Consider the following 20783-nt stretch of genomic DNA (forward strand, 5'->3'; position numbering starts at 1 on the left):
GGTCAGCCCTCGGCGGTGCCGGACTGCGTGCCCTTGTCGGCCCCTGCCACCACCTCGCCGTTGCGGCGACGGGTGCGGGTCCGGGTGCGGCGGGCGCGCGTTGGCTTCTCCGCCTCAGTGCCGGGAGCGGTTTCCGTGCCTGCTGCCGGGGACTCCGCGGCGCCGGAGGAAGTCCGACGGCGGCGCTCACCGGAGCGGCCGGCCTCGGCGCCTCGGCCTTCACGGCTGCCCTCGCGGCCACCCGAACGCGTCCTGCCGCGTCCGTCACGTTCACGGCCGCCACGGCTGTTCTTCTTGCCGGTTTCGCCCAGGTCCTCCAGGACCTCGGCGTCAACGCCGGCCAGGGTGCGCTTGTTGCGCGGCAGCCGGCCCTTGGTGCCCTCGGGAATGTCCAGGTCGGTGTAGAGGTGCGGCGAGGAGGAGTAGGTTTCGACGGGTTCCGGAACGTCCAGGCCCAGGGCCTTGTTGATCAGGGCCCAGCGGGGCACGTCATCCCAGTCCACGAAGGTCACGGCGGTGCCCTTGTTCCCTGCGCGGCCGGTGCGGCCCACGCGGTGGAGGTAAATCTTTTCGTCTTCAACGCACTGGTAGTTGATGACGTGCGTGACGTCCTCGACGTCAATGCCGCGGGCCGCCACGTCGGTGGCCACCAGGACGTCGACCTTGTTGTTGCGGAAGGCCCGCAGGGCCTGCTCGCGCGCCCCCTGGCCCAGGTCGCCGTGGATGGCGGCGGCAGCGAAGCCGCGGTCCACGAGTTCCTCGGCGACCTTCGCTGCGGTGCGCTTGGTCTTGGTGAAGATGATGGTGCGGCCGCGTCCACGGGCCTGCAGGATGCGGGCCACCACCTCGGTCTTGTCCATGCTGTGGGCGCGGTAGATCAGCTGGCGGATGTCGCGCTTGGTGAGGCCCTCATCCTCGGGGTCAGCCGCACGGATGTGGGTGGGCTGGGTCATGTACCGGCGCGCCATGGCGATGACCGGGCCGGGCATGGTGGCGGAGAACAGCAGGGTCTGGCGGACGGCCGGGGTGCCGGCAATGATGGTTTCGACGTCGGGCAGGAAGCCAAGGTCCAGCATTTCGTCAGCCTCGTCCAGCACCACGATGCGGACGTTCTTCAGGCTCAGGTGCTTCTGCCGGTACAGGTCGATCAGGCGGCCGGGGGTGCCCACCACAACCTCCACGCCGTTCTTGAGCGCTTCCACCTGCGGCTCGTAGGCACGGCCGCCGTAGATGGTGGCGATGCGGGCGTTCCGCTTCCGCGACGCGGTCTGCAGGTCGTTGGCCACCTGCACGGCCAGTTCGCGGGTGGGGACGATGACCAGCGCCTGGGGGGCGCCCGGAACAGCGAGCTTGTCGTAGCCGGGATCGTCCTGGCCGACGACGCGCTGCAGCGCCGGAATGCCGAAGCCGAGGGTCTTGCCGGTGCCGGTCTTGGCCTGGCCGATGATGTCGTGCCCCGTCAGTGCCACCGGCAGGGTCATGGCCTGGATGGGGAAGGGGTGCGTGATGCCGGCTTCCGCGAGGGATTCGACGATGTCGGGACGGACGTTGAAGTCAGCGAAGGACTTTTCCGCGATCTCGTGCGGTGTCTCGTCCGAGATGATGGTCTCTTCGGGCTCGATGGTCTCGGTGCCGGACGTGTCCGTCAGAAGCTGGTGGGTATGCAATTCACTCACGTGGAGTTTCCTTATTCATTTGGGCAATGGCGCAGCGTGCTCAACGGACCTGCCGGGGGCCGGTCCGGAGCGCGAACGGAGCGCACAAGCAATTCCAGTGGAAGCCGATCGCGGGCTATCTAACGCTGGCACTGGCGACCAGCGGGCAATTCTCAAGATCGCGTAGGGGCGGGCTTGTTGGTTTCAAATCAAGGAAATCAACGACCGGGCATCCATTTCTACCCCTCCAGTCTAGCGGCATTGCCCCGGTTTCCCTGATTTGGCGCCACCGCGGGGCTGTGTCCGCCCTCCGGCCGGCTCAGGACACCAGCTCGAAATGGACTTCCCTCGCCGCAATGTCTGACGAGAGCAGGCGGACCCGGACCTTGGTGCCGGACTCCAGTTCGCCGGCACATCGTGCGGTCACAGCGGGCTCGGCGATCTGGATAATCCCGGAGCCGCCGTTGCCGTTGCCGTTCTTCCCGTTTCCGTTCCTGCCGTTTCCGTTCCTGGAACCGCCGTTGGCGCTGTTTCCGTTGCCGCCGTTCCCGTTGTCCTTCTGCGGTTTGGAACCCGAAATGACGATCGCGTCGAACTCCTGGCCGACGTGGTTCACCAGGAGGGCAGCTTCCACGGTATCCAGTGCCATACGCTCCATTCGGGATGCCAGCTGGTCGGAGCCGGCCATGATCTCGGGAAGCGAGGGGAGGGCTTCACGGACCCAGCCCGGAACGGGCCTGCCATTGCTCAAGGCCTCGCAGGTCACCAGTACGAACCGGTCCACGAGGCGCCGGAGCGGGGCGGTGGTATGGGCGTAGGCGGCGCCGATGGCGGACTGCACGGCGTCCTCGGGAACACTGCCGTCGAAGGCGGTGTAGGCGGCTCCGCGGAAGAGCATCCCGGCCGAGTGCATGATGGCCAACTGGCGGGGATCGGTGGGATCGAGGGTGCGCAGGTATTCGCCGTACCCCACTTCGCCGTCCCAGGGCTTTCCCAGCGCCTCGGTCTGCAGGCGGAAGTGGTGCAGGGACCGCTCGTCCGGAGCCGGCATGGTGCGCAGGATGCCCACCCGGGCGTCGAGCATCATCCCGGCCGCCGCCATACCGGTCATCAGGGAAATCTGGGCGTTCCAGTCCTCCACAGGAAGCTGCGGCGCCGCAGCGATCCGGTACCCGCCGTCGGGCAGCTGGACGATCTCCTGGTCCGGCATGTTCAGGCTGGCACCGTTACGGGCCCGTTCCAGCCCAACGCGCTTGAGGCCCACCTCCTTCAGGAGCCGCAGCACCGGCAGGGCGGTCCCGGCGTCGAGGTCCGCCTGCGCGCCTTTGTAGCTGAGCTTGGCGCGGCTGCGGATCCGGGCCCGGCGGACCCCCACGGAAGTGACCTCTGCTGCCGCGTCCAGCCGGAAATCCCAGACGAAGGCAGGGCACTCCTGCTCCGGCAGCAGGCTTCCCGCGCCCTCACTGATGACTTCGGGATGCAACGGAATGCGCCCGTCCGGTGCGTAGAACGTCTGGCCCCGGTGCCTGGTCTCGGCATCCAGTGGGCCGCCGGGCCTGACGAACGCCGGAACATCGGCGATGGCGTACAACACGTGGTAGCCGCCGCCGTCGTCCGCTTCGATGAAAAGGGCCTGGTCCAGGTCCGTGGAGGACGCCGGATCAATGGTGACAAACTCCACTGCCGTGAGGTCGTAGTCCGGCAGCCGCAGGCGGGCCACCGCGGACTCAGCGTCGCTGACCGCCTCCTCCGGGTACGGTCCCGGAAGTTCCAGCTCGGTCCGCAGCGCACCGAGTGCCTCTTCCAAGGCATTGGTGTGCTCATGGACGTTGGGAGCCAGCCGATGATGTGACACGAAAATCAGCCTAACCCCAAGAACACGGATTAGGCAGCGAACCGGCGCAGTGGCGGAAGAGCCCGACCGCCGGCTCCACGACCCGGCTGTTCAGGACCTTGCTGTTCAGGCCCTTGCTGTTCAGGACCTGGCCGCGCCCAGGGCGGTCCGCAGCGCATCGGCCGCGGCCGCAGGATCGGCGGCCTCGGTGATGGCGCGGACCACCACGATCCTCGACGCGCCGGCTTCCACCACCTGGCCGACATTGGAGTGGTCGATGCCGCCGATGGCGAACCAGGGCATGTCGGCGCCGGCGTTGGCGGCGGCATATTTCACCAGGTCGAGGCCGACGGCGGCGCGGCCCGGTTTCGTGGGAGTGGCCCAGAGCGGGCCGACGCAGAAATAGTCGAGCGCCCCGGGGCCGGCGGCTGCTGCGAGGGCGGCATCCACCTGATCCGGACTGTGGCTGGACAGGCCGATGGCAGCATTGCCGTTCAGCAGCGTCCGCGCCGCCGCCAGCGGCAGGTCCTTCTGGCCCACGTGGAACACCGGCGCGCCGGAGAGTACGGCGATGTCTGCCCTGTCGTTCACTGCCCACAACCGTCCGTGGCGCTGCGCGGTTTCCTTCAGGACCGCCAGCAGGTCCAGCTCCTCCGCAGCCTCAATGGACTTGTCGCGGAGCTGGATGATGTCCACGCCGCCCGCGTACGCGGCATCGACGAATTCCGCGAAGTCACCCCGCCCGCTGCGGGCATCGGTGCAGAGGTAGAGGCGGGCCGACCGGAGGGCGCCGTTTCCCGGGGCGGTGGTAAAGGCATCGGCGCCGGGTGCTGCGGCGGAGGCAGGGGGGTGGGACACATTCATGGCTGCAAGCCTAGTTCCTCTACACTGGCCTCGTACTGCGGGAGCCCGCGGCAGCTGTCACAAAGCGCCGGGCTGAGAGGGCGTCAGAGCCGACCGCTTGACCTGATCCGGTTAATACCGGCGTAGGGAAGGAGACACCATGGGCATCCCTGTAAGCCGTCCGGCCGGCAGCGCCCGCACCACCCTCACAGCCGATGTGGCCGTCATCGGCGGCGGCGTGATCGGCCACGGCATCGCGTGGGAAGCCAGGCGCTCCGGCCGTTCCGTGGTCCTGGTCGACGACGCACCCGGCTCCGGCGCCAGCTGGGCGGCGGCCGGCATGCTGGCCCCCGTGAGCGAACTGCACTACCAGGAGGAAGACCTCCTCGGGCTGATGCTCGAAGCCTCCCGGCGCTGGCCGCAGTTCGCCGCCGACCTTGCCGCAGCTGCCGGTGCCGGCCCCGGATACCTGACGACGGCGACCCTTGCCGTGGGAGCCGATGCCGCGGACCGCCGGGCGCTCATGGACCTGCGGGAGGTTCAGCAGGCACACGGACTGACGGTGGAACCGCTGACTGTCCGGGAGGCGCGCCTCCGGGAACCGCTGCTCAGCCCGGGCATTGCCTGCGCCCTGGACACACCCGCCGACCACCAGGTGGACCCGCGGCGGCTCATCGCATGCTTCCGGTCCGCCCTGGCGGCCCGCGCCGGGGAGGACGGGGGAGTGGAAGGCGCCGAGGACGGATTTGCGCTGGCGGACAAAGGGACGGCACTCGAATGGACCGGCGGTGCCGTGACGGGCGTCCGGCTCGCCGGTGGCGGCTCCGTGCGGGCCGCCGAGACCGTGCTGGCCAGCGGCATGGCGGCGCCGGCCCTGGACAACCTGCCCGCCGGCCTGCGGCTGCCCCTGCGTCCCGTGCACGGCGACATCCTGCGGCTGGCCGTTCCCCGGCACCTGCGCCCGCTGCTGACGTCGACCGTGCGGGGGCTGGTGCGTGGCGTTCCGGTCTATATCGTCCCGCGGGACGACGGGACCGTGGTCATCGGAGCCACCCAGCGGGAGGACTCGCTGGCGGCCGGGGACGGTGCCGCGTCATCGGCCGGCGGGGGCGTGTCCGCCGGTGGCGTCTACCAGCTGTTGCGGGACGCCCAGGTGCTGCTGCCCGCCGTCGCGGAGCTTGAACTGCTCGAATGCACGGCGCGGGCGCGGCCGGCCACACCGGATAACGCTCCGCTGCTGGGCCGGGTGGGCGTGGCCCGCGGGGGACACGTTCCGGGCCTGATCGTTGCTACCGGGTTCTTCCGCCACGGTGTGCTCCTGACACCTGCTGCGGCGGCGATCTGCTGCAGCCTGATGGACGGAACGCCGGACCGCGTCTGGGAACCGTTCCTGCCCGACCGCTTCTCCGGCTCCGCGCCGGACACCAGTTCCACCCTCAAGGAGACAGCATGAACATCACACTGAACGGGGCCGCGCACACCGTCGCAGCAGGCGCGTCCCTCACGGCCCTGGTCAGCCAGGTCACCGGCCGGCCCCTGTCGGCCGACGGCCAGGCAACGGACGGAGGCAGGCTCGGCGTCGCCGTGGCGCACAACGCGCAGGTGGTGCCCCGAAGCCAGTGGCACGCCACGGTCCTCAACGATGGCGACGACGTCGAACTCGTCACGGCAGTCCAGGGAGGCTGACCCATGACCGGAACCACCATGCCCCTGACCGGTGCGGATACCCTGGTGATTGACGGCGTTGCGCTGGAATCGCGGCTCATTATGGGGACAGGCGGAGCGCCAAGCCTGGACGGACTTGGTGCGGCGCTCGTCGCCTCGGGGACATCCCTGACCACCGTGGCCATGCGGCGCTATTCCCCTGCCGAGACCGGCTCCCTGTTCCAGCTGTTGGTGGACCACGGAATCCGGGTGCTGCCCAACACCGCCGGCTGCTTTACCGCCAGGGATGCCGTCCTCACCGCCGAGCTGGCCCGCGAAGCGCTGGAGACCGACTGGGTGAAGCTGGAAGTCATTGCCGACGAGCACACACTGCTGCCGGATGCGGTGGAACTCGTGGAGGCCACGGAACAGCTGGTCAACCGCGGATTCAAGGTCTTCGCCTACACCAATGACGACCCCGTCCTGGCGCTCCGGCTGGAAAACCTCGGCGCCACCGCCGTCATGCCGCTGGGAGCCCCCATCGGCACCGGGCTGGGCATCCTCAACCCGCACAACATCGAGCTGATCGTGTCGCGGGCGGGCGTTCCCGTGGTGCTGGACGCCGGGATTGGAACGGCATCGGATGCGGCGCTTGCCATGGAGCTGGGCTGCGACGCGGTGCTGCTGGCCACCGCCGTCACCCGGGCGCAGAATCCGGCATTGATGGGGGAAGCCTTCAAACACGCTGTCCTGGCGGGCCGGATGGCCAGGCAAGCCGGGAGGATCCCGCGGCGCGAGCATGCATTGGCGTCCTCCGCGATGGAGGGACGGGCCGAGTTTCTCTAAACAGGCCGTCCGCTGCCGCGCTCCAGGACGGCAGCGGAACCCGGATACGGCTGTGGCCGCCACCCCCAAGGGGCGGCGGCCACAGCCGTTTCCGCATCAGTGTGCGGGTCTCAGCGCCTCAGGATGGCCGTCAGCCGGTGGGTGTCCCGGGCAGCACGCGTGCGTCCCAGGTACAGCACGGCGCCGATGGCTGCGGCGGTGCCAAGCACCATGGGCAGCACCCACGGAAGCCACGTCGTCCCCGGAAGGTAGCCGAATCCGGCGGCCATGAGGATGATCCAGCTCAGCGCTGCGACGCCGACGGCGACTCCCGCGGGCAGCCCGGCGCCGTACTTGGCGTGCCGCTTGTCATTCGCCCAGACTATGAAGCCCGCCGCGACGGCAACCAGCACCACTATTGTCAGGGAAAGCATCGTTCTCCTTGGGACGGTGACGGCAGGCGCCTGTTCGGGGCCAGGGCCCTAGAACTGGCCGAAGCCTACGCGGCGGACTTCTTCGGCACCGATTTCGACGTAGCCGAGCGCGTTGCCGGGAACAATGATCAGCCGGCCCTTCTCGTCGGTCAGGCGCAGCTCGCTGCCGGCGTTGATGGCTTCGCCCACAACCTTGGCTACGGTCTCCGCGTCCTGGTTCGATTCCAGCACGATCTCGCGGCCAACGTTCTGCACGCCGATCTTAATTTCCACAGGGGCCTCCCAGCCGGTCAGGTTCACAGTTGATGGTTTATTTGTAGTCTAGGTCTCTTTGGGGAAGCGAGAGATTCCGCGCCAAGCTAAACGGTAGATAAGGTCGCTGGCCACATCGAGGTCCAGGTTGCCGTCCGTTTCCAGCCAGTACCGTGCGCTGACCTGGGCCATTCCGGCCAGGCCGCGCCCCAGCAGTTCGGCCTCAAGGTGGGGCAGTTTGGTGTCGCCGGCGATCACCCGGGCGATGGCGTCGGCGAAGGTCCGGTTGAAGGTTTCCAGGCGGGAACTGACATCGGGGTCGTTGATGAGGTCCGATTCAAACACCAGCCGGTGCGCCTGGTCGTCACTGGCAATGAACCGGAAGTAGGCCCGCATGACCGCCTGGACGCGCTCCTTGTTGTCCGTGGTGGAGTTCAGGGCGCCCAGCATCAGCTCGGTTAGCGCCGCGAGGTGGCTCTCCAGGAGGGCGAGGTACAGTTCGCGCTTGGACGGGAAGTGCTGGTAGAGGACCGGCTTGCTGACATGGGCGGTCTCGGCGATCTCGTCCATGGCGGCGCCGTGGTAGCCGTTGGCCACGAAGACTTCCTGGGCAGCGGAAAGAAGCTGTGCCCGCCGCTCGTCGCGGGGCAGGCGGGCGGACCGTTGGCCTGCGGGGCGCGGTGAGGCGTCCGGTTCGGCTGCCGACGGGCGGTCAGCCCGTGCTTCATGGACCACTGTTGGCCTTCTTTCCGTTGCAGTTACCCCTACTTTACTGCGGGGTAATATGACCCGGCGGTACCCCGGGGCATACATTGAAGTATGGCTTCGTCGTTGACCGCAAATGTTTCAGCAGTTTCCCTTGATCCGTTGGTGGAACCCGCAGGGGAGCTGACCCCCGAAGAGGTTGAACGGTATTCCCGGCACCTCATCATTCCGGAAATCAGGGCCCTGGGGCAGCGGCGGCTCAAGAACGCCAAGGTCCTGGTCATCGGCGCCGGCGGCCTCGGCTCGCCCGCGCTGCTGTACCTGGCTGCCGCCGGGGTGGGCACCCTGGGAATCATCGACGACGACGCCGTGGACGTCAGCAACCTGCAGCGGCAGGTAATCCACGGCGTGGCGGACGTGGGCCGGCCCAAGATCGAGTCCGCCCGGGACGCCATTGCCGCCCTGAACCCGCTCGTGGACGTCCGGCTCCACCAGGTCCGGCTCGATGCGTCGAACGCGCTGGAACTGTTTTCCGGCTACGACCTCATCCTTGACGGGGCAGACAACTTCGCCACCCGGTACCTGGTCAACGACGCCGCAGCCATCCTGGGCAAACCCTATGTCTGGGGCTCAATCTTCCGTTTCGACGGCCAGGTCAGCGTCTTCTGGGAAAAGCACGGCCCCACCTACCGCGACCTCTACCCGGAGGCGCCCCCGGCGGGATCCGTCCCGTCCTGCGGTGAAGGCGGGGTGTTCGGCATGCTGTGCGCCGCCGTCGGCTCGCTCATGGTGACCGAGGCAGTCAAGCTCATTACCGGCGTCGGGCGTTCCCTCCTGGGGCGCGTGGCCCTGTTCGACGCGCTGGGCGGCAGCTGGCGGGAGATCCGCGTCGCGAAAGACCCCGCGGGAGCGCCCATCACGGAACTGACGGACTACGAGGCATTCTGCGGCATCGAACCCCAGCCGCAGGCCGATACCGAACACACGGTCACCGCCACCCAGCTGGCAACCATGCTGGCATCCCGCAAGGCCGGCCTGAAGGACTTCGACCTGGTGGACGTCCGCGAACCGGGGGAGTTCGACATCGTCAGGATCGACGGCGCTGTCCTGATCCCGCAGGGAAGGATCCTGTCCGGCGACGCCTGGGGCGATATTCCCCAGGACCGCGACATCGTGTTCCTCTGCAAAGCCGGGACCCGGTCAGCGAATGTCCTCGCCGCTGCGCAGAAGGCCGGCTACCGGCGCGTGAGCCACCTCGACGGCGGCATCCTCTCCTGGGTGCGCGAGGTGGAGCCGCACAAACCCGTCTACTGACACGATGCCCTATCAGATATGGCTCCTAAACCACAGGTTTAGGAGCCATATCCGATAGGGCAAGTGGGTGGGGTCAGGCGCTTTCGAGGCCCTGGTGGTCCACCGGGCATTCCGCCTGGGCGGCGGCCGGGGCCGAGGTGCCGGGCTGCTCGACGGTGATGCCGTAGAGCGCTTCCAGGGCTGCCACGTAGTCGTCCTGCTGGCCGTTGGCTGCGAGTTCGCGGGCCCGGACGGTGGGGACGTGCAGCAGCTGCTTGACCATGCGGCGCAGGGCGAACTCCACTTCCTCGGCCGCGGCCGTGCAGCCGTGGCGGGCGCGGACCTTTTCCATCTCCGCGTCCAGGACGTTCATGGTGTGGCGCCGCAGGGCAACGATGGCCGAGTCGACGGACCGGGCTTCACGTTCCTGCTCGAAAGCCTTGGCAGCTCCCTGGACGATGCCGCTGGCCTGGGCCAGGGACTCCGCCTGCTCCTGCGGGGCCGCGAGGCGCACGGACTCGAGGGTCAGCAGCTCCACGCCTTCCAGCTCACCCACAGCGGGATCGAAGTCGTGGGTCAGGGCAAGGTCGATGGCGATCAGCGGCTGGGTGGAACCGGCGCGGACCTGGGCCAGCTCGTCCGCCTCAACACGGGTATCCGAGCCGCTGCAGCCGATCATGACGTCGGCGGCCGCCACGGCGGGGCGGAGCGATTCGGCATCCAGCGCGGTGCCGCCGCGGGTGGCGACGAAGCCTTCGGCGCGGCCGGAGGAGGAGAAAACAGAGATATCGGTGCAGCCGCGTTCGCGCAGCAGCGCCATGGTGGCGCCGGCGTAGGCTCCGGTTCCGAACACCACGACCTTCTTGGTGGACCAGTCCGGGTTCTCGGACAGGTCGGTGGCAAGGTCCAGGGCAACAGACACGATGGACAGGCCGCGTGAACCAAGTGCGGTCTGCGCGCCAACGTCCTTGGCCGTCTTGGAGGCGGCCTGGAAGAGCCTCACCAGCCCGGCGCTGGCCGTGCCTTCATGCTGGGCCGTGATGAGGGCGCGGCGCACCTGGCCCGCGATTTCGCGTTCGCCGACGACGGCGGAATCCAGTCCGGCGCTGACGGCAAACAGGTGCCGGGTCACTTCGGGCCCGGTGCGGGTGCTGAAGGAGCGGGAAACCAAGGGCTCGGCGAGGCCGCTCTGCTCGCTGATCTGTGCCACGAGCGCCGCGCGGGCGGCTTCGACGTCGTCCGTGTTCGGCGCCTCGCCGTAAATTTCGTACCTGTTGCACGTTGCCAGCACCACGGCGCCGGACACGGCGGGTGAGCCGGACAGCACGGATGCGGCAATCCCGGAAGAACCGTTGCTCAACTGAGCAACGGTTTCGAGGTCGATGTCGGCGTGTGTAGCCACCAATGAAAAAAGAACCACAGCAGACCCATCATAGCTTTTTCGCAGCTCGGTAGAACAACAGGTTGTGCAGGAGCGGCTCCGGAGGGCCTGTGATTCGTGCCACCGCTGCGCTGCATGGCCTCGGCCGTGACAGGCTGTCGTTATCTTTTGGCTCCGATTTTCGGCACAATCAGACACATGACTCCCAGCCCTGCCGTCTCCGCTGCCAGCGCCCTCGCCGCAGACCACCCGCTCCTGGACGGCCGTACCGCAGACTCGCCCCTGATCACTGCCTACCGTGGCGGAAAGCCGTCCCGCCGGCCGGTCTGGTTCATGCGGCAGGCCGGGCGCTCGCTGCCCGAGTACCTGAAGGTCCGCGAAGGCATCGCCATGCTGGACTCGTGCCTGCGGCCCGAGCTTGCCTCGGAGATCACCCTCCAGCCCGTCCGCCGCCATGACGTGGACGCCGGCATTTTCTTCTCGGACATCGTCATTCCGCTCAAGCTCGCCGGTGTCGGCGTCGACATCGTGCCCGGCGTCGGCCCTGTCCTGGACAAGCCGGTGCGGACTGCCGCTGACGTTGCAGCGCTCCCGCAGCTGACCTGGGAGTCCCTGGAACCCATCCGGGAGGCCGTCAGGCTGACCGTGGCCGAACTGGGCAAGACCCCCCTCATCGGGTTTGCCGGTGCACCGTTCACGCTGGCTGCATACATGGTTGAGGGCAAGCCTTCACGCGACCACCTTGGCCCGCGCACCATGATGCACGCCGACCCGGAGACCTGGGCTGCGCTTGCCAACTGGGCGGCCGACGCGTCCGGGCTGTTCCTGCGCGCCCAGCTCGAGGCGGGCGCCTCCGCCGGCCAGCTGTTCGACTCCTGGGCAGGGTCACTGGGCCTGGCCGACTACACCCGGTTCGTGGCTCCGGCCTCCACCCGGGCACTGGACCACGTGCGCCACCTGGGAGCTCCGCTGGTCCACTTCGGCACCGGAACGTCCGAGCTCCTCGTGGCCATGCGCGACGTCGGCGTCGACGTCGTCGGCGTGGACTACCGGCTGCCGCTGGACGAAGCCAACCGCAGGCTGGGCGGTACGGTGCCGCTGCAGGGGAACATCGATCCCGCACTGCTGTCCGCACCGTGGGAGATCCTTGAGGCCCACGTCCGTGAGGTCATCGCCGCTGGCGCTGCAGCGCCCGGCCACGTCCTCAACCTGGGCCACGGCGTTCCGCCGGAAACCGATCCGGACGTCCTCACCCGCGTCGTCAAGCTCATTCACTCCATCTCTCCCGAGTAATCCGGATGGAAAGCTCGCCGGCCCGGACCCCGCAGGCGCTGGTGGTGGGCGGGGGCATCTCAGGGCTCCTGTCAGCCCGGGAACTCGCCACCGCCGGCTACCAGGTGACAGTCCTCGAAGAAGGCAGTGCCTGGGGCGGCTGCGTGGGCAGCCACACGGTGGCCGGTCTCACCCTGGACAGCGGCGCGGAATCGTTCGCCACCCGGTCGGACGCCGTCGCCTCCCTCGCCGCCGGGTTGGGGCTGGACGGCTCCATCGTGGCGCCCCGTCCCGGCGGTGCCTGGGTGCAGCTTCCGGAAGGGGCCCGGGAGCTTCCCAAAACCGGAGTGCTGGGCATCCCTGCCAACCCATGGGACCCCGAGGTGCGCAGGTCGCTGGGGCTCGCGGGAGCGCTGCGCGCCACCCTTGACCGGTTCCTGCCGGCAGCGGTGGGAACCTCCGCCGACGTCACCAGCGTGTCGGCCCTGGTGCGGGCCCGCATGGGCCGCCGGGTCCTGCAGCGGCTGGTTGCCCCCGTAGTGGGCGGCGTCCACTCGGCCGACCCCGGCCTGCTCGACGTCGACATGGTGGCGCCGGGACTGCGTGCAGGCGTGCGGCGGGAAGGTTCCCTCGCTGCCGCGGTGGCGGCCCAACGCCGCGGCCGCGCCGGCGCGCCCGCCAAGGCCGGCTCCGCCGTTGCAGGCCTCAGCGGCGGCATGCACACCCTCGTGGAGGCGCTGGTGGCCGATCTCGCGGGGAAGGGAGTGGACCTGCGGTCCAACACCAGGGCGGAAACCGCCGCCCGCACGTCCGGAGGCTGGCGCGTCACCGCAGGCGGACAAGGCTACGACGCTGCCCTTCTGGTTGTGGCAACGGACGGCCCGGCTGCCGTGGACCTCCTGGCGCCCTCCGTACCGGGAATCGCCGGGAAGAAACCGGAGGCCGGTCCGGACATCCGGCTGGTCACGCTCGTGGTGGACAACCCGGAGCTTGACGGCCGGCCCCGCGGCACGGGCGTCCTGGTGGCACCCCAGACACCCGGCATCCAGGCAAAGGCGCTGACACACGCCACAGGCAAATGGGACTGGCTGGGCGACGCCGCCGGTCCCGGCCGCCACGTGCTGCGGCTGTCCTACGGCCGTGCCGACGGCGAACGCCGGGGACCGGAACCGGCAACAGACGATGAACTGCTGGCAGCGGCGCTGGCCGATGCGTCCGCCCTGCTGCAGGTCCCGCTGGACCGCAGCCAGGTGGCGGATTGGGATGTGGTCCGCTGGCGCGGCTCGCTGCCGTTCGCCGCCGTCGGCCACCGCGCTCGGGTCGCCGCGATCCGGGAGGCGTGCGCGGCCGAGGGAGCCCTGGCCGTGGTGGGCGGCTGGGTGGCAGGCAATGGCCTGGCCGCAGTGGTATCGGACACCCGCACCCAACTGCAGCAACTGCTCGCCTGACCATCGCTGCTGGTCAGGGCGGGGCAGCGGATTCCGGCCGCTGCCGCGCACACCGCGCCCGGGATTGGCAAACTTTCAATTCACTGTCAGCTTTGGCTAGGGTCGATGACCATGGTTCAACACAGGTCCGAGCTTTCCATGTCCCGGACCGGTATCCATGGGGGAATCCGACGCGGCACGGCGGTTGCCGCAATCGGAGCGGTACTGGTTCTCACCACGGGCGTCCAGGCGTCCCAGGCTGACGAGGGAACGCCCGACCCCGGAGTCCCCACATCGACTGTCCCCTCCGAGGCTCTTCCGCTGTCTCTGCACGCATCATTGACGGCGGACTCCGGCCCCGGGAAGTCAGGTGACGCCCGCGCCGCGGCCCCCGGCCAGGCCAAGCGCACCCGGCCGGCGGCCCCTTCAATCCTGACGGTCCCCACCGCACTGGTACCGGCCGTGCAGGCAACCCTGACCCCAACGGCCACCAGCACCGCCACCGTGGCGCCGACGTCGTCCACGTCGCGGACCCTGGCGGCCCCCACTGTCACGTTGCCGCCCGTACCCGACATTCCGCTTCCGCTGCCCTCCGGCACTCCGCTGATCACGTCCGGAACGGAGCAGGCGCCCACGGCCGGTACGCAGACCGCGCCGGAGACCCGCCAGGCGGCCGCCCCGGACGTGCAGGCGCAGCAGCTGGCCCCCGCGGCTCCCGTCCCGGGTGTCACCCAGTCCACGGCCGTCGGCGGCGCACCGGCTGTTGCCGACCCCGCGCCGGCCGCCAACCAGGCACCGGGTGAAGATGGTCCCCGGGCCTCGGAACCCGTCGCGCCGGCTGCCACAGGCGACGCAGCCCCCGCCGGCGCCCAGGCGGTTGACCGGCTGGCCTCCCTGGGCCGGGCTCCGGGACAGGCGACAGGCACGCAGCTGCCGCAGGCCGCCACCCTGCCCGGAAGCGCCGCGGCAAGCAACACGGTACGCAGCACCGGTACGCTCACTGCCGCGCAGGCGGAGATGCAGACCGCCCTGGTGTGGCTCGGCGTCGGCCTGGTGGCCGTGGGCGGCGCGGCCGGACTGGTCTACCTGCGGCTCCGGAAGCCCTGACGCCGGCAGTGCTGCGCGGTCGGGAATGTGACTTTAAGCACTTCTACGCTTTGTAGAAGTTCTCGGTTTCGACTTGGCGGTGGCGAAGGGGCAAACTTGTAACCATGAGCCACACTTCTGCCGAATCTGTCACTAAAACCGAAGAATCAGCCGAGCAGTTCTTCACCCTCTGGACGGTCTTCAAGCGGTCGGAGGCAGTGGTCCGCAGCGCCGGCGCCGCCGCTGACTTCGAGGCACTCCTGGAGCGGCTGGCCGCTGCCGGCGTCACGCACCGCGGCAGCTACGACGTCTCGGCCATGCGCGCCGACGCCGACGTCATGGTGTGGCTCCACGGACCCAAGCCCGAGGCGCTGCAGCAGGCCATCCGCGACATCCGCCGCAGCACCCTGTTCGCCGGCACCGAGATCGTCTGGTCCGCCATGGGCGTCCACCGGGAGGCGGAATTCGCCAAGAACCACACCCCCGCCTACTCCCGCGGCGTCGCACCCGCGGAATGGCTGTGCGTGTACCCGTTCGTCCGCTCCTACGAGTGGTACATCCTGCCCGAGGAGGAGCGCGGTGCCATGCTCCGCGAACACGGCCTCCTGGGCCGGGAATTCCCGCAGGTCATCTCCAACACCGTGTCCTCCTTCGCCCTGGGCGACTGGGAATGGATCCTGGGCCTCGAGGCCCCCGATCTGGTGGACCTGGTCGACCTCATGCGCCACCTGCGCGCCACCGAGGCCCGCAACCACGTCCGCGAAGAGATCCCGTTCTACACGGGCCGCCGGATTTCCGCCGATGAAGTAGCAGAGGTGCTGGCATGAGCACCCTGGACCCGAAGGGCATGACCGCCGTGAACCCTGTCACCGAAGCCGGCCGCATGGCCCCCAAGAATTACGACGCCGTCCTCCTCGCCTCCTTCGGCGGACCGGAAGGCCAGGAGGACGTCATCCCGTTCCTCCGCAACGTCACCCGGGGCCGCGGCATCCCCGACGAACGGCTTGAGGAAGTATCCCACCACTACCGCGCCAACGGCGGCATCAGCCCCATCAACCAGCAGAACCGCGAGCTCAAGGCAGCCCTCGAGGCTGAACTGGCGGCCCGGGGCATCGACCTGCCCGTGCTGTGGGGCAACCGCAACTGGGCCCCCTACATCCCGGAAACCCTCCAGGACGCGTACGACGCCGGACACCGCCGCCTGCTGATGGTCACCACGAGTGCCTACTCCTGCTACTCCAGCTGCCGCCAGTACCGCGAGGACATCGGCATGGCGCTGACGGAAACCGGCCTGGACGGCCGCCTAGAAGTGGACAAGGTCCGGCAGTACTTCGACCACCCAGGCTTCGTTGAACCATTCGTCGAAGGGACGGCGGCGGGCATCGCCGACGTCCAGGCGAAGCTGGCCGGGGCCGGCTCCGCCGACGCCCCTGTCCACATCCTGTTCGCCACCCACTCCATCCCCACCCGGGATGCCGACGCGGCCGGCCGTTCCGAGGGTGAGCCGCGGGAGTTCGAGGAAGGCTCAGCGTATGTGGCGCAGCACCTCGCCACAGCGGCCGCCGTCATTGAGCGCGTCAAGCAGGACTCCGGGCTCACCGCCGACTGGTCCCTGGTCTACCAGTCCCGATCAGGCGCCCCGCACGTGCCGTGGCTGGAACCGGATATCAACGACGCCATCGAGGAACTCGCCGGCAAGGGCGTCAAGGGCATTGTCATCGTCCCGCTCGGCTTCGTGAGCGACCACATGGAAGTCGTCTGGGACCTCGACACCGAAGCCCTGGAGACCTGCGCCAACCTGGGCCTGGCCGCCACCCGCGTGCCCACCCCCGGAACACACCGCAAGTTCGTTGACGGCCTGGTGGACCTCATCTCGGAACGGACCGTTGCCAACAACATCGCCGACCGTCCCGCCATGACCTCCCTGGGGCCCTGGTACGACGTGTGCCGGCCGGGCTGCTGCGCCAACTTCCGCGGCGAAAAGCCCACGATCGCGGGCGCGGACACCACTGTGGGAACCGGCCACGACCCCTACCCGGCCGGCGCCTCCGCCGCCACCGGCCAGTCCGGGGAAGCGGCACGCCAGTGACTGTCCGCATCGGCACCCGGGCCAGCAAGCTGGCCCTTACCCAGACGCAGCAGACCGCCGACCGCCTTGCCGCCGTCGGAGGCTTTGCCGTGGAGCTGGTCCACGTCCGGACCGACGGCGACGTGCTGACCGGGTCCCTGTCGCAGATGGGCGGCACCGGCGTCTTCGTGGCGGCCCTGCGTGACGCGCTGCTGCGCGATGAATGCGACGTTGCCGTCCACTCACTCAAGGACCTGCCCACCGGGGCGGCCGTGGGGCTGAGCCTGGCGGCCACGCCTGCGCGCGTGGACGTCCGAGACGTGCTCTGCGCCCGCGACGGGCTGAAGCTGGCGGACCTTCCCGCCGGCGCCAAGGTGGGAACGGGTTCGCCCCGGCGCGCGGCCCAGCTGCGCGCTGCCCGCGCCGACCTGGACATCGTGGACATCCGCGGCAACGTGGACACCCGGCTGGGCCGGGTGCCGGGGCTGCCGGGCAACACCACCGATGCGGTTGTCCCCGGAAAGTCCTGCGACCTGGACGCCGTAGTGCTCGCCGCGGCGGGCCTGGAACGGATCAGCAGGCTCGACGCGGTCAGCGAATACCTGGAAACCGATGTCATGCTCCCGGCCGCCGGACAGGGGTCCCTGGCCATCGAGTGCCGGACCGCCGACGCACCGCCCAAGCCGGGATCCAGCGAGGGATCACGGGAGGTCCTGGCACAGGCTCTGGCCGCCCTCGACGATCCGGACACGCGCCTGGCGGTCACCGCCGAGCGTGCCCTGCTGGCCCGCCTCGAGGCAGGCTGCGCTGCCCCGGTGGGAGCATACGCCTACCGCAAGGGCAGCATGCTGCACCTGGAGGCCGTGGTCTGCGCCGTCGACGGCACCGCGTCCGTACGCGGCAAACGCGCCACGGACGGGCTCACGGAAGTCGGAGCCACGCTGTTGGGCATCGAACTGGCCGAGGTCCTGCTCGCGGCCGGAGCGGCGGATATTGCCGACCTCCAGGCATCCTGACGCGGCGATGACCACCACGACCAGCACGCCAGGCCAGGACGGCCCGCTCCAGGGAGCGCGGGTCCTGGTGACCCGCAGCCCTGAGCGGTCCACCGCCCTGCTGCAGGCCCTGCGTGGAGCCGGCGCCGATCCGGTGCTGCTGCCGCTCATCGATTTTGAACGGGCACCGGACCAGCACGCCCTGGACGTTGCCTGCGACGCCCTGGCAGCAGGGGCGTTCAGCTGGCTGGTGGTCAGCAGCGCCACCACTGTGCACGTCCTGATGGAGAAAGCCGCCGAGCGGGGCCTGGACCTGGCGCAGCTGGTCCCGCCCGCCACGAAAGTGGGCGCGATCGGCCCGGCGACCCGGCGGATCCTCGAAGCCCAGGGGCTTCGGGTGGAACTGGTGCCTTCCGGTGAACAGTCCGCAGCGGGCTTCCTCGAGGTCTGGCGCGGCGGCGGCCGGGTCCTGCTGCCGCAGGCCGACATTGCCGCTCCACGCCTCTCCGACGGGCTGGCGGCAGCCGGCAGCGACGTGAGCGTGGTGACGGCCTACCGCACAGTTGAATTTCCGGCCGCGGCCGAACGCCGCCTCGCAGTGCAGCCGGAAGACACCGGCGCAAGCCAGGCGCCGCCGTCGTACACGCTGCTCACGCCGGAAACCGCAGCCGCGGAAATCACCGGCGGCCGGATTGCCGCGGTCCTGGCTGCCTCCCCGAGCGCCGTGCGCCGGATCGCCGCCCTGTCCCCGCTGGGCACCTGCCGGCTGGTTGCCATTGGACGTTCGACGGCGGACCAGGCCGGGGCGCTCGGCCTGACGGTGGCCGCCGTGGCGGAGGAACCGACCCCCGAGGGGCTCGTGGCCGCCGTCGTGAAGGCACTCAACCCGCCCTGATTCGGGCCGGCGCCCGCCGCGCCCCACCTACGACCCTCAACTATCCGGCTGATACCGCGAAGGACACATCCATGACTTTCCCCAACCAGCGACCCCGCCGGCTCCGCACCACCCCTGCCATGCGCCGGCTGACCGCCGAAACCCGGCTGGCCCCCGCCGAGCTCATCCTGCCGGCTTTCATCCGCGAAGGGCTCACCGGGCCCAACCCCATCACCTCCATGCCAGGGGTGGTCCAGCACACCACCGATACGCTCAAGCGGGCTGCCGCCGAAGCCGTTGAGCTCGGGCTCGGCGGCATCATGCTGTTCGGCATCCCCGAATCCCGCGATGCCGAGGGGTCCGCTGCCCTCGATCCCGACGGCGTCCTCAACAAGGCCATCCGCGATGTCCGCGCCGAAGTGGGCGACGACCTGGTCATCATGAGCGATGTGTGTTTGGACGAGTTCACGGACCACGGACACTGCGGCGTCCTGGACGCCAATGGCTACGTGGACAACGACCGCACGGTGAAGATCTACGCCGACATGGCCGTGGCACAGGCGGAGGCCGGGGCGCACATGCTTGGACCGTCCGGCATGATGGACGGCCAGATCGCAGCCATCCGCTCCGCGCTGGACGATGCCGGCCACGTCAACACTTCCGTCATCGCCTACTCGGCGAAGTACGCGTCCGCGTTCTACGGACCTTTCCGTGAAGCGGTGGACTCGCAGCTCACGGGCGACCGGCGGACCTACCAGATGGACGCCGGGAACCGGACCGAGGCCCTCCGTGAGGTGGAACTCGACCTCGCCGAAGGCGCTGACATCGTCATGGTCAAGCCCGCCATGAGCTACCTGGACATCGTGGCGGACGTTGCCGCGATGAGCCCGGTACCGGTCGCTGCGTACCAGATCTCCGGTGAGTACGCCATGATCGAGGCCGCCGCCGCGAACGGGTGGATCGACCGCCGGGCGGCCATCACCGAGTCCGTGCTGGGCATCCGGCGCGCAGGCGCGCACATGGTCCTGACCTACTGGGCGCCCGAGCTCGCAGGCTGGCTGAAGGAAACCCGGTGACCGGCGGACCCGCGGAAGACGCGCCCGCGGACGCCGCAGCCGGGCAGGAAGCACCGCTGTCCTCGCCGACCGCTCCGGTGGGCGAGGACCGCATCCTCCTTGGCCTGAACACGTTCGGTGACGTCGGCACCGCCCCGGACGGCAGCCCGCAGCCGCATGCCCAGGTCCTGCGCCAGTTGCTGGAACAGGCCGAGCTGGCGGACGCCGTCGGGCTGCATGCCTTCGGTGTGGGGGAGCACCACCGGAAGGACTACGCCGTGTCCGCACCGGAGGTGTTCCTGGCGGCGGCTGCGGCCCGCACCTCCCGCATCCGCCTCGGCTCCGCCGTGACCGTCCTCAGCTCGGACGATCCCATCCGCGTTTTCCAGCGGTTCTCCACCGTGGACGCCATCTCCAACGGCCGCGCCGAAGTCATGCTGGGACGTGGATCCTTCATCGAGTCCTTCCCGCTCTTTGGACTGGACCTTGCCGACTACGAGGTCCTCTTCGAGGAAAAATTGGCGCTGTTCGACAAGGTGCGGGCACAGAAGCCGGTGCACTGGGAAGGCCGCACCCGTCCCGCACTGCATGGCCTGAGCGTCTACCCTCCGCTGGAGCACCACCTGCTGCCCACATGGATCGGCGTTGGTGGCACGCCGGAATCGGTGCTCCGCTGTGCCCAGTACGGCTATCCCATCATTTTTGCCATCATCGGCGGCCAGCCCCGCGCATTCGGCCCGCTGGCGGACCTGTACCGCGAGGCGATGGCCAAGTACGGGCACGCCCTGCAGCAGGTGGCCACCCATTCGCCCGGGCATGTGGCACCCACCGACGAGGAAGCCCGGGAGGAGTTCTTCCCGCACTGGCTGGCCCTGCGGAACCGCCTCGGAGCCGAACGGGGCTGGGGCCCGGCCGGCCGCGGCGAGTTCGAGGCACTCTGTGCCCCGGAGGGTGCCCTGTACGTGGGGTCGCCGGACACCGTGGCCCGCAAGATAGTCCAGCTCAAGCGGAACCTCGGGGTGGACCGCTTCGATTTCAAGTACAGCAACGGGCCGCTGCCGCACGCTGCCATGATGCGCTCCATCGAACTGCTGGGGACAGCCGTGGCGCCGCGCGTGGCGGATGCCCTGGCCGGCTGAC

Annotated in this window: 20 protein-coding genes and 1 riboswitch; of the genes, 13 read left to right on the plus strand and 7 right to left on the minus strand. The window is 69.4% G+C overall.

What is annotated here, in order from left to right; all coding sequences use genetic code 11:
• Positions 1–2: 2 nt before the first annotated feature.
• The 3 genes from AS031_RS03140 to thiE form a co-directional block, all read right to left on the minus strand.
• Positions 3–1676 carry a DEAD/DEAH box helicase gene (locus tag AS031_RS03140; protein ID WP_058266648.1) on the minus strand — a complete coding sequence of 558 codons (1674 nt, stop codon included), beginning with the start codon at positions 1674–1676 and terminating at the stop codon, positions 3–5.
• 298 nt (positions 1677–1974) lie between these two features.
• Positions 1975–3510 carry an RNB domain-containing ribonuclease gene (locus AS031_RS03145; RefSeq protein WP_058266649.1) on the minus strand — a complete coding sequence of 512 codons (1536 nt, stop codon included), beginning with the start codon at positions 3508–3510 and terminating at the stop codon, positions 1975–1977.
• A gap of 120 nt (positions 3511–3630) precedes the next feature.
• A complete protein-coding gene (gene thiE / locus AS031_RS03150; RefSeq protein WP_058266650.1) occupies positions 3631–4353 on the minus strand; it encodes a thiamine phosphate synthase in 723 nt (240 codons plus the stop codon).
• A 27-nt stretch (positions 4354–4380) separates the two neighbouring features.
• Positions 4381–4499, plus strand: a riboswitch (TPP riboswitch).
• Here thiE and thiO point away from each other — a divergent pair.
• From thiO to AS031_RS03165, 3 genes are all read left to right on the plus strand, one after another.
• Complete coding sequence (gene thiO / locus AS031_RS03155; protein WP_058266651.1) at positions 4493–5785, plus strand: glycine oxidase ThiO; 1293 nt, start codon at positions 4493–4495, stop codon at positions 5783–5785. (Overlaps the previous riboswitch by 7 nt.)
• Positions 5782–6018 (plus strand): sulfur carrier protein ThiS, encoded by a 237-nt coding sequence (gene thiS, locus AS031_RS03160; RefSeq protein WP_058266652.1) that lies wholly within the window; start codon positions 5782–5784, stop codon positions 6016–6018. The genes thiO and thiS overlap by 4 nt, the downstream gene beginning before the upstream one ends.
• Before the next feature lie 3 nt (positions 6019–6021).
• Entirely contained in the window at positions 6022–6822 is an 801-nt protein-coding gene (locus AS031_RS03165; RefSeq protein ID WP_058266653.1) for a thiazole synthase, read from the plus strand.
• Positions 6823–6932: 110 nt separating this feature from the next.
• On the opposite strand, the gene AS031_RS03170 is transcribed toward AS031_RS03165, so the two are convergent.
• From AS031_RS03170 to AS031_RS03180, 3 genes are read right to left on the minus strand one after another with little or no spacing between them, the layout of a single operon-like run.
• Complete coding sequence (locus AS031_RS03170) at positions 6933–7235, minus strand: hypothetical protein (RefSeq protein ID WP_058266654.1); 303 nt, start codon at positions 7233–7235, stop codon at positions 6933–6935.
• Positions 7236–7283: 48 nt separating this feature from the next.
• Positions 7284–7508: a DUF3107 domain-containing protein gene (locus AS031_RS03175; protein WP_058266963.1), complete on the minus strand. Its 225-nt coding sequence runs from the start codon at positions 7506–7508 to the stop codon at positions 7284–7286.
• Positions 7509–7556: 48 nt separating this feature from the next.
• Complete coding sequence (locus tag AS031_RS03180; RefSeq protein WP_058266655.1) at positions 7557–8222, minus strand: TetR/AcrR family transcriptional regulator; 666 nt, start codon at positions 8220–8222, stop codon at positions 7557–7559.
• 84 nt (positions 8223–8306) lie between these two features.
• Between AS031_RS03180 and moeB the strand changes: the two genes are divergently transcribed.
• Positions 8307–9506: a molybdopterin-synthase adenylyltransferase MoeB gene (gene moeB, locus AS031_RS03185; protein WP_058266656.1), complete on the plus strand. Its 1200-nt coding sequence runs from the start codon at positions 8307–8309 to the stop codon at positions 9504–9506.
• A 73-nt stretch (positions 9507–9579) separates the two neighbouring features.
• Here moeB and AS031_RS03190 read toward each other — a convergent pair whose 3' ends face one another.
• Positions 9580–10905: a glutamyl-tRNA reductase gene (locus AS031_RS03190; protein ID WP_058266657.1), complete on the minus strand. Its 1326-nt coding sequence runs from the start codon at positions 10903–10905 to the stop codon at positions 9580–9582.
• 159 nt (positions 10906–11064) lie between these two features.
• Between AS031_RS03190 and hemE the strand changes: the two genes are divergently transcribed.
• The 9 genes from hemE (at position 11065) to AS031_RS03235 (ending at position 20782) form a co-directional block, all read left to right on the plus strand.
• A complete protein-coding gene (hemE, locus tag AS031_RS03195) occupies positions 11065–12159 on the plus strand; it encodes a uroporphyrinogen decarboxylase (protein WP_058266658.1) in 1095 nt (364 codons plus the stop codon).
• Between the two features lie 5 nt (positions 12160–12164).
• Positions 12165–13586, plus strand: coding sequence for a protoporphyrinogen oxidase (gene hemG, locus AS031_RS03200; RefSeq protein WP_058266659.1), 1422 nt, complete (start codon positions 12165–12167; stop codon positions 13584–13586).
• Positions 13587–13697: 111 nt separating this feature from the next.
• Positions 13698–14672: a hypothetical protein gene (locus AS031_RS03205; RefSeq protein ID WP_141688739.1), complete on the plus strand. Its 975-nt coding sequence runs from the start codon at positions 13698–13700 to the stop codon at positions 14670–14672.
• 104 nt (positions 14673–14776) lie between these two features.
• Positions 14777–15478: a hydrogen peroxide-dependent heme synthase gene (hemQ, locus tag AS031_RS03210; protein WP_058266661.1), complete on the plus strand. Its 702-nt coding sequence runs from the start codon at positions 14777–14779 to the stop codon at positions 15476–15478.
• Positions 15475–16740 carry a ferrochelatase gene (locus AS031_RS03215; protein WP_058266662.1) on the plus strand — a complete coding sequence of 422 codons (1266 nt, stop codon included), beginning with the start codon at positions 15475–15477 and terminating at the stop codon, positions 16738–16740. The genes hemQ and AS031_RS03215 overlap by 4 nt, the downstream gene beginning before the upstream one ends.
• The gene (gene hemC, locus AS031_RS03220) at positions 16737–17735 is read left to right on the plus strand and encodes a hydroxymethylbilane synthase (protein WP_058266663.1); all 999 of its coding nucleotides are present in this window, start codon (positions 16737–16739) and stop codon (positions 17733–17735) included. Before AS031_RS03215 ends, hemC begins: the two co-directional genes overlap by 4 nt.
• Before the next feature lie 7 nt (positions 17736–17742).
• Positions 17743–18609, plus strand: coding sequence for a uroporphyrinogen-III synthase (locus AS031_RS03225; RefSeq protein WP_058266664.1), 867 nt, complete (start codon positions 17743–17745; stop codon positions 18607–18609).
• Between the two features lie 71 nt (positions 18610–18680).
• The gene (hemB, locus tag AS031_RS03230) at positions 18681–19664 is read left to right on the plus strand and encodes a porphobilinogen synthase (RefSeq protein WP_058266665.1); all 984 of its coding nucleotides are present in this window, start codon (positions 18681–18683) and stop codon (positions 19662–19664) included.
• Between the two features lie 56 nt (positions 19665–19720).
• Positions 19721–20782 (plus strand): LLM class flavin-dependent oxidoreductase, encoded by a 1062-nt coding sequence (locus tag AS031_RS03235; RefSeq protein WP_058266964.1) that lies wholly within the window; start codon positions 19721–19723, stop codon positions 20780–20782.
• Position 20783 lies beyond the last annotated feature (1 nt).

The sequence above is a fragment of the Pseudarthrobacter enclensis genome, assembly GCF_001457025.1.
Classification (GTDB): Bacteria; Actinomycetota; Actinomycetes; order Actinomycetales; family Micrococcaceae; genus Arthrobacter; species Arthrobacter enclensis.

What these genes read in the sequence shown, in the direction of transcription:
- thiE (WP_058266650.1), bottom strand. Translation starts at nt 4,353, where the DNA reads ATGAATGTGTCCCACCCCCCTGCCTCCGCCGCAGCACCCGGCGCCGAT.
- thiO (WP_058266651.1), top strand. Translation starts at nt 4,493, where the DNA reads ATGGGCATCCCTGTAAGCCGTCCGGCCGGCAGCGCCCGCACCACCCTC.
- thiS (WP_058266652.1), top strand. Translation starts at nt 5,782, where the DNA reads ATGAACATCACACTGAACGGGGCCGCGCACACCGTCGCAGCAGGCGCG.
- AS031_RS03165 (WP_058266653.1), top strand. Translation starts at nt 6,022, where the DNA reads ATGACCGGAACCACCATGCCCCTGACCGGTGCGGATACCCTGGTGATT.
- AS031_RS03170 (WP_058266654.1), bottom strand. Translation starts at nt 7,235, where the DNA reads ATGCTTTCCCTGACAATAGTGGTGCTGGTTGCCGTCGCGGCGGGCTTC.
- moeB (WP_058266656.1), top strand. Translation starts at nt 8,307, where the DNA reads ATGGCTTCGTCGTTGACCGCAAATGTTTCAGCAGTTTCCCTTGATCCG.
- hemE (WP_058266658.1), top strand. Translation starts at nt 11,065, where the DNA reads ATGACTCCCAGCCCTGCCGTCTCCGCTGCCAGCGCCCTCGCCGCAGAC.
- hemG (WP_058266659.1), top strand. Translation starts at nt 12,165, where the DNA reads ATGGAAAGCTCGCCGGCCCGGACCCCGCAGGCGCTGGTGGTGGGCGGG.
- AS031_RS03205 (WP_141688739.1), top strand. Translation starts at nt 13,698, where the DNA reads ATGGTTCAACACAGGTCCGAGCTTTCCATGTCCCGGACCGGTATCCAT.
- hemQ (WP_058266661.1), top strand. Translation starts at nt 14,777, where the DNA reads ATGAGCCACACTTCTGCCGAATCTGTCACTAAAACCGAAGAATCAGCC.
- AS031_RS03215 (WP_058266662.1), top strand. Translation starts at nt 15,475, where the DNA reads ATGAGCACCCTGGACCCGAAGGGCATGACCGCCGTGAACCCTGTCACC.
- AS031_RS03225 (WP_058266664.1), top strand. Translation starts at nt 17,743, where the DNA reads ATGACCACCACGACCAGCACGCCAGGCCAGGACGGCCCGCTCCAGGGA.
- hemB (WP_058266665.1), top strand. Translation starts at nt 18,681, where the DNA reads ATGACTTTCCCCAACCAGCGACCCCGCCGGCTCCGCACCACCCCTGCC.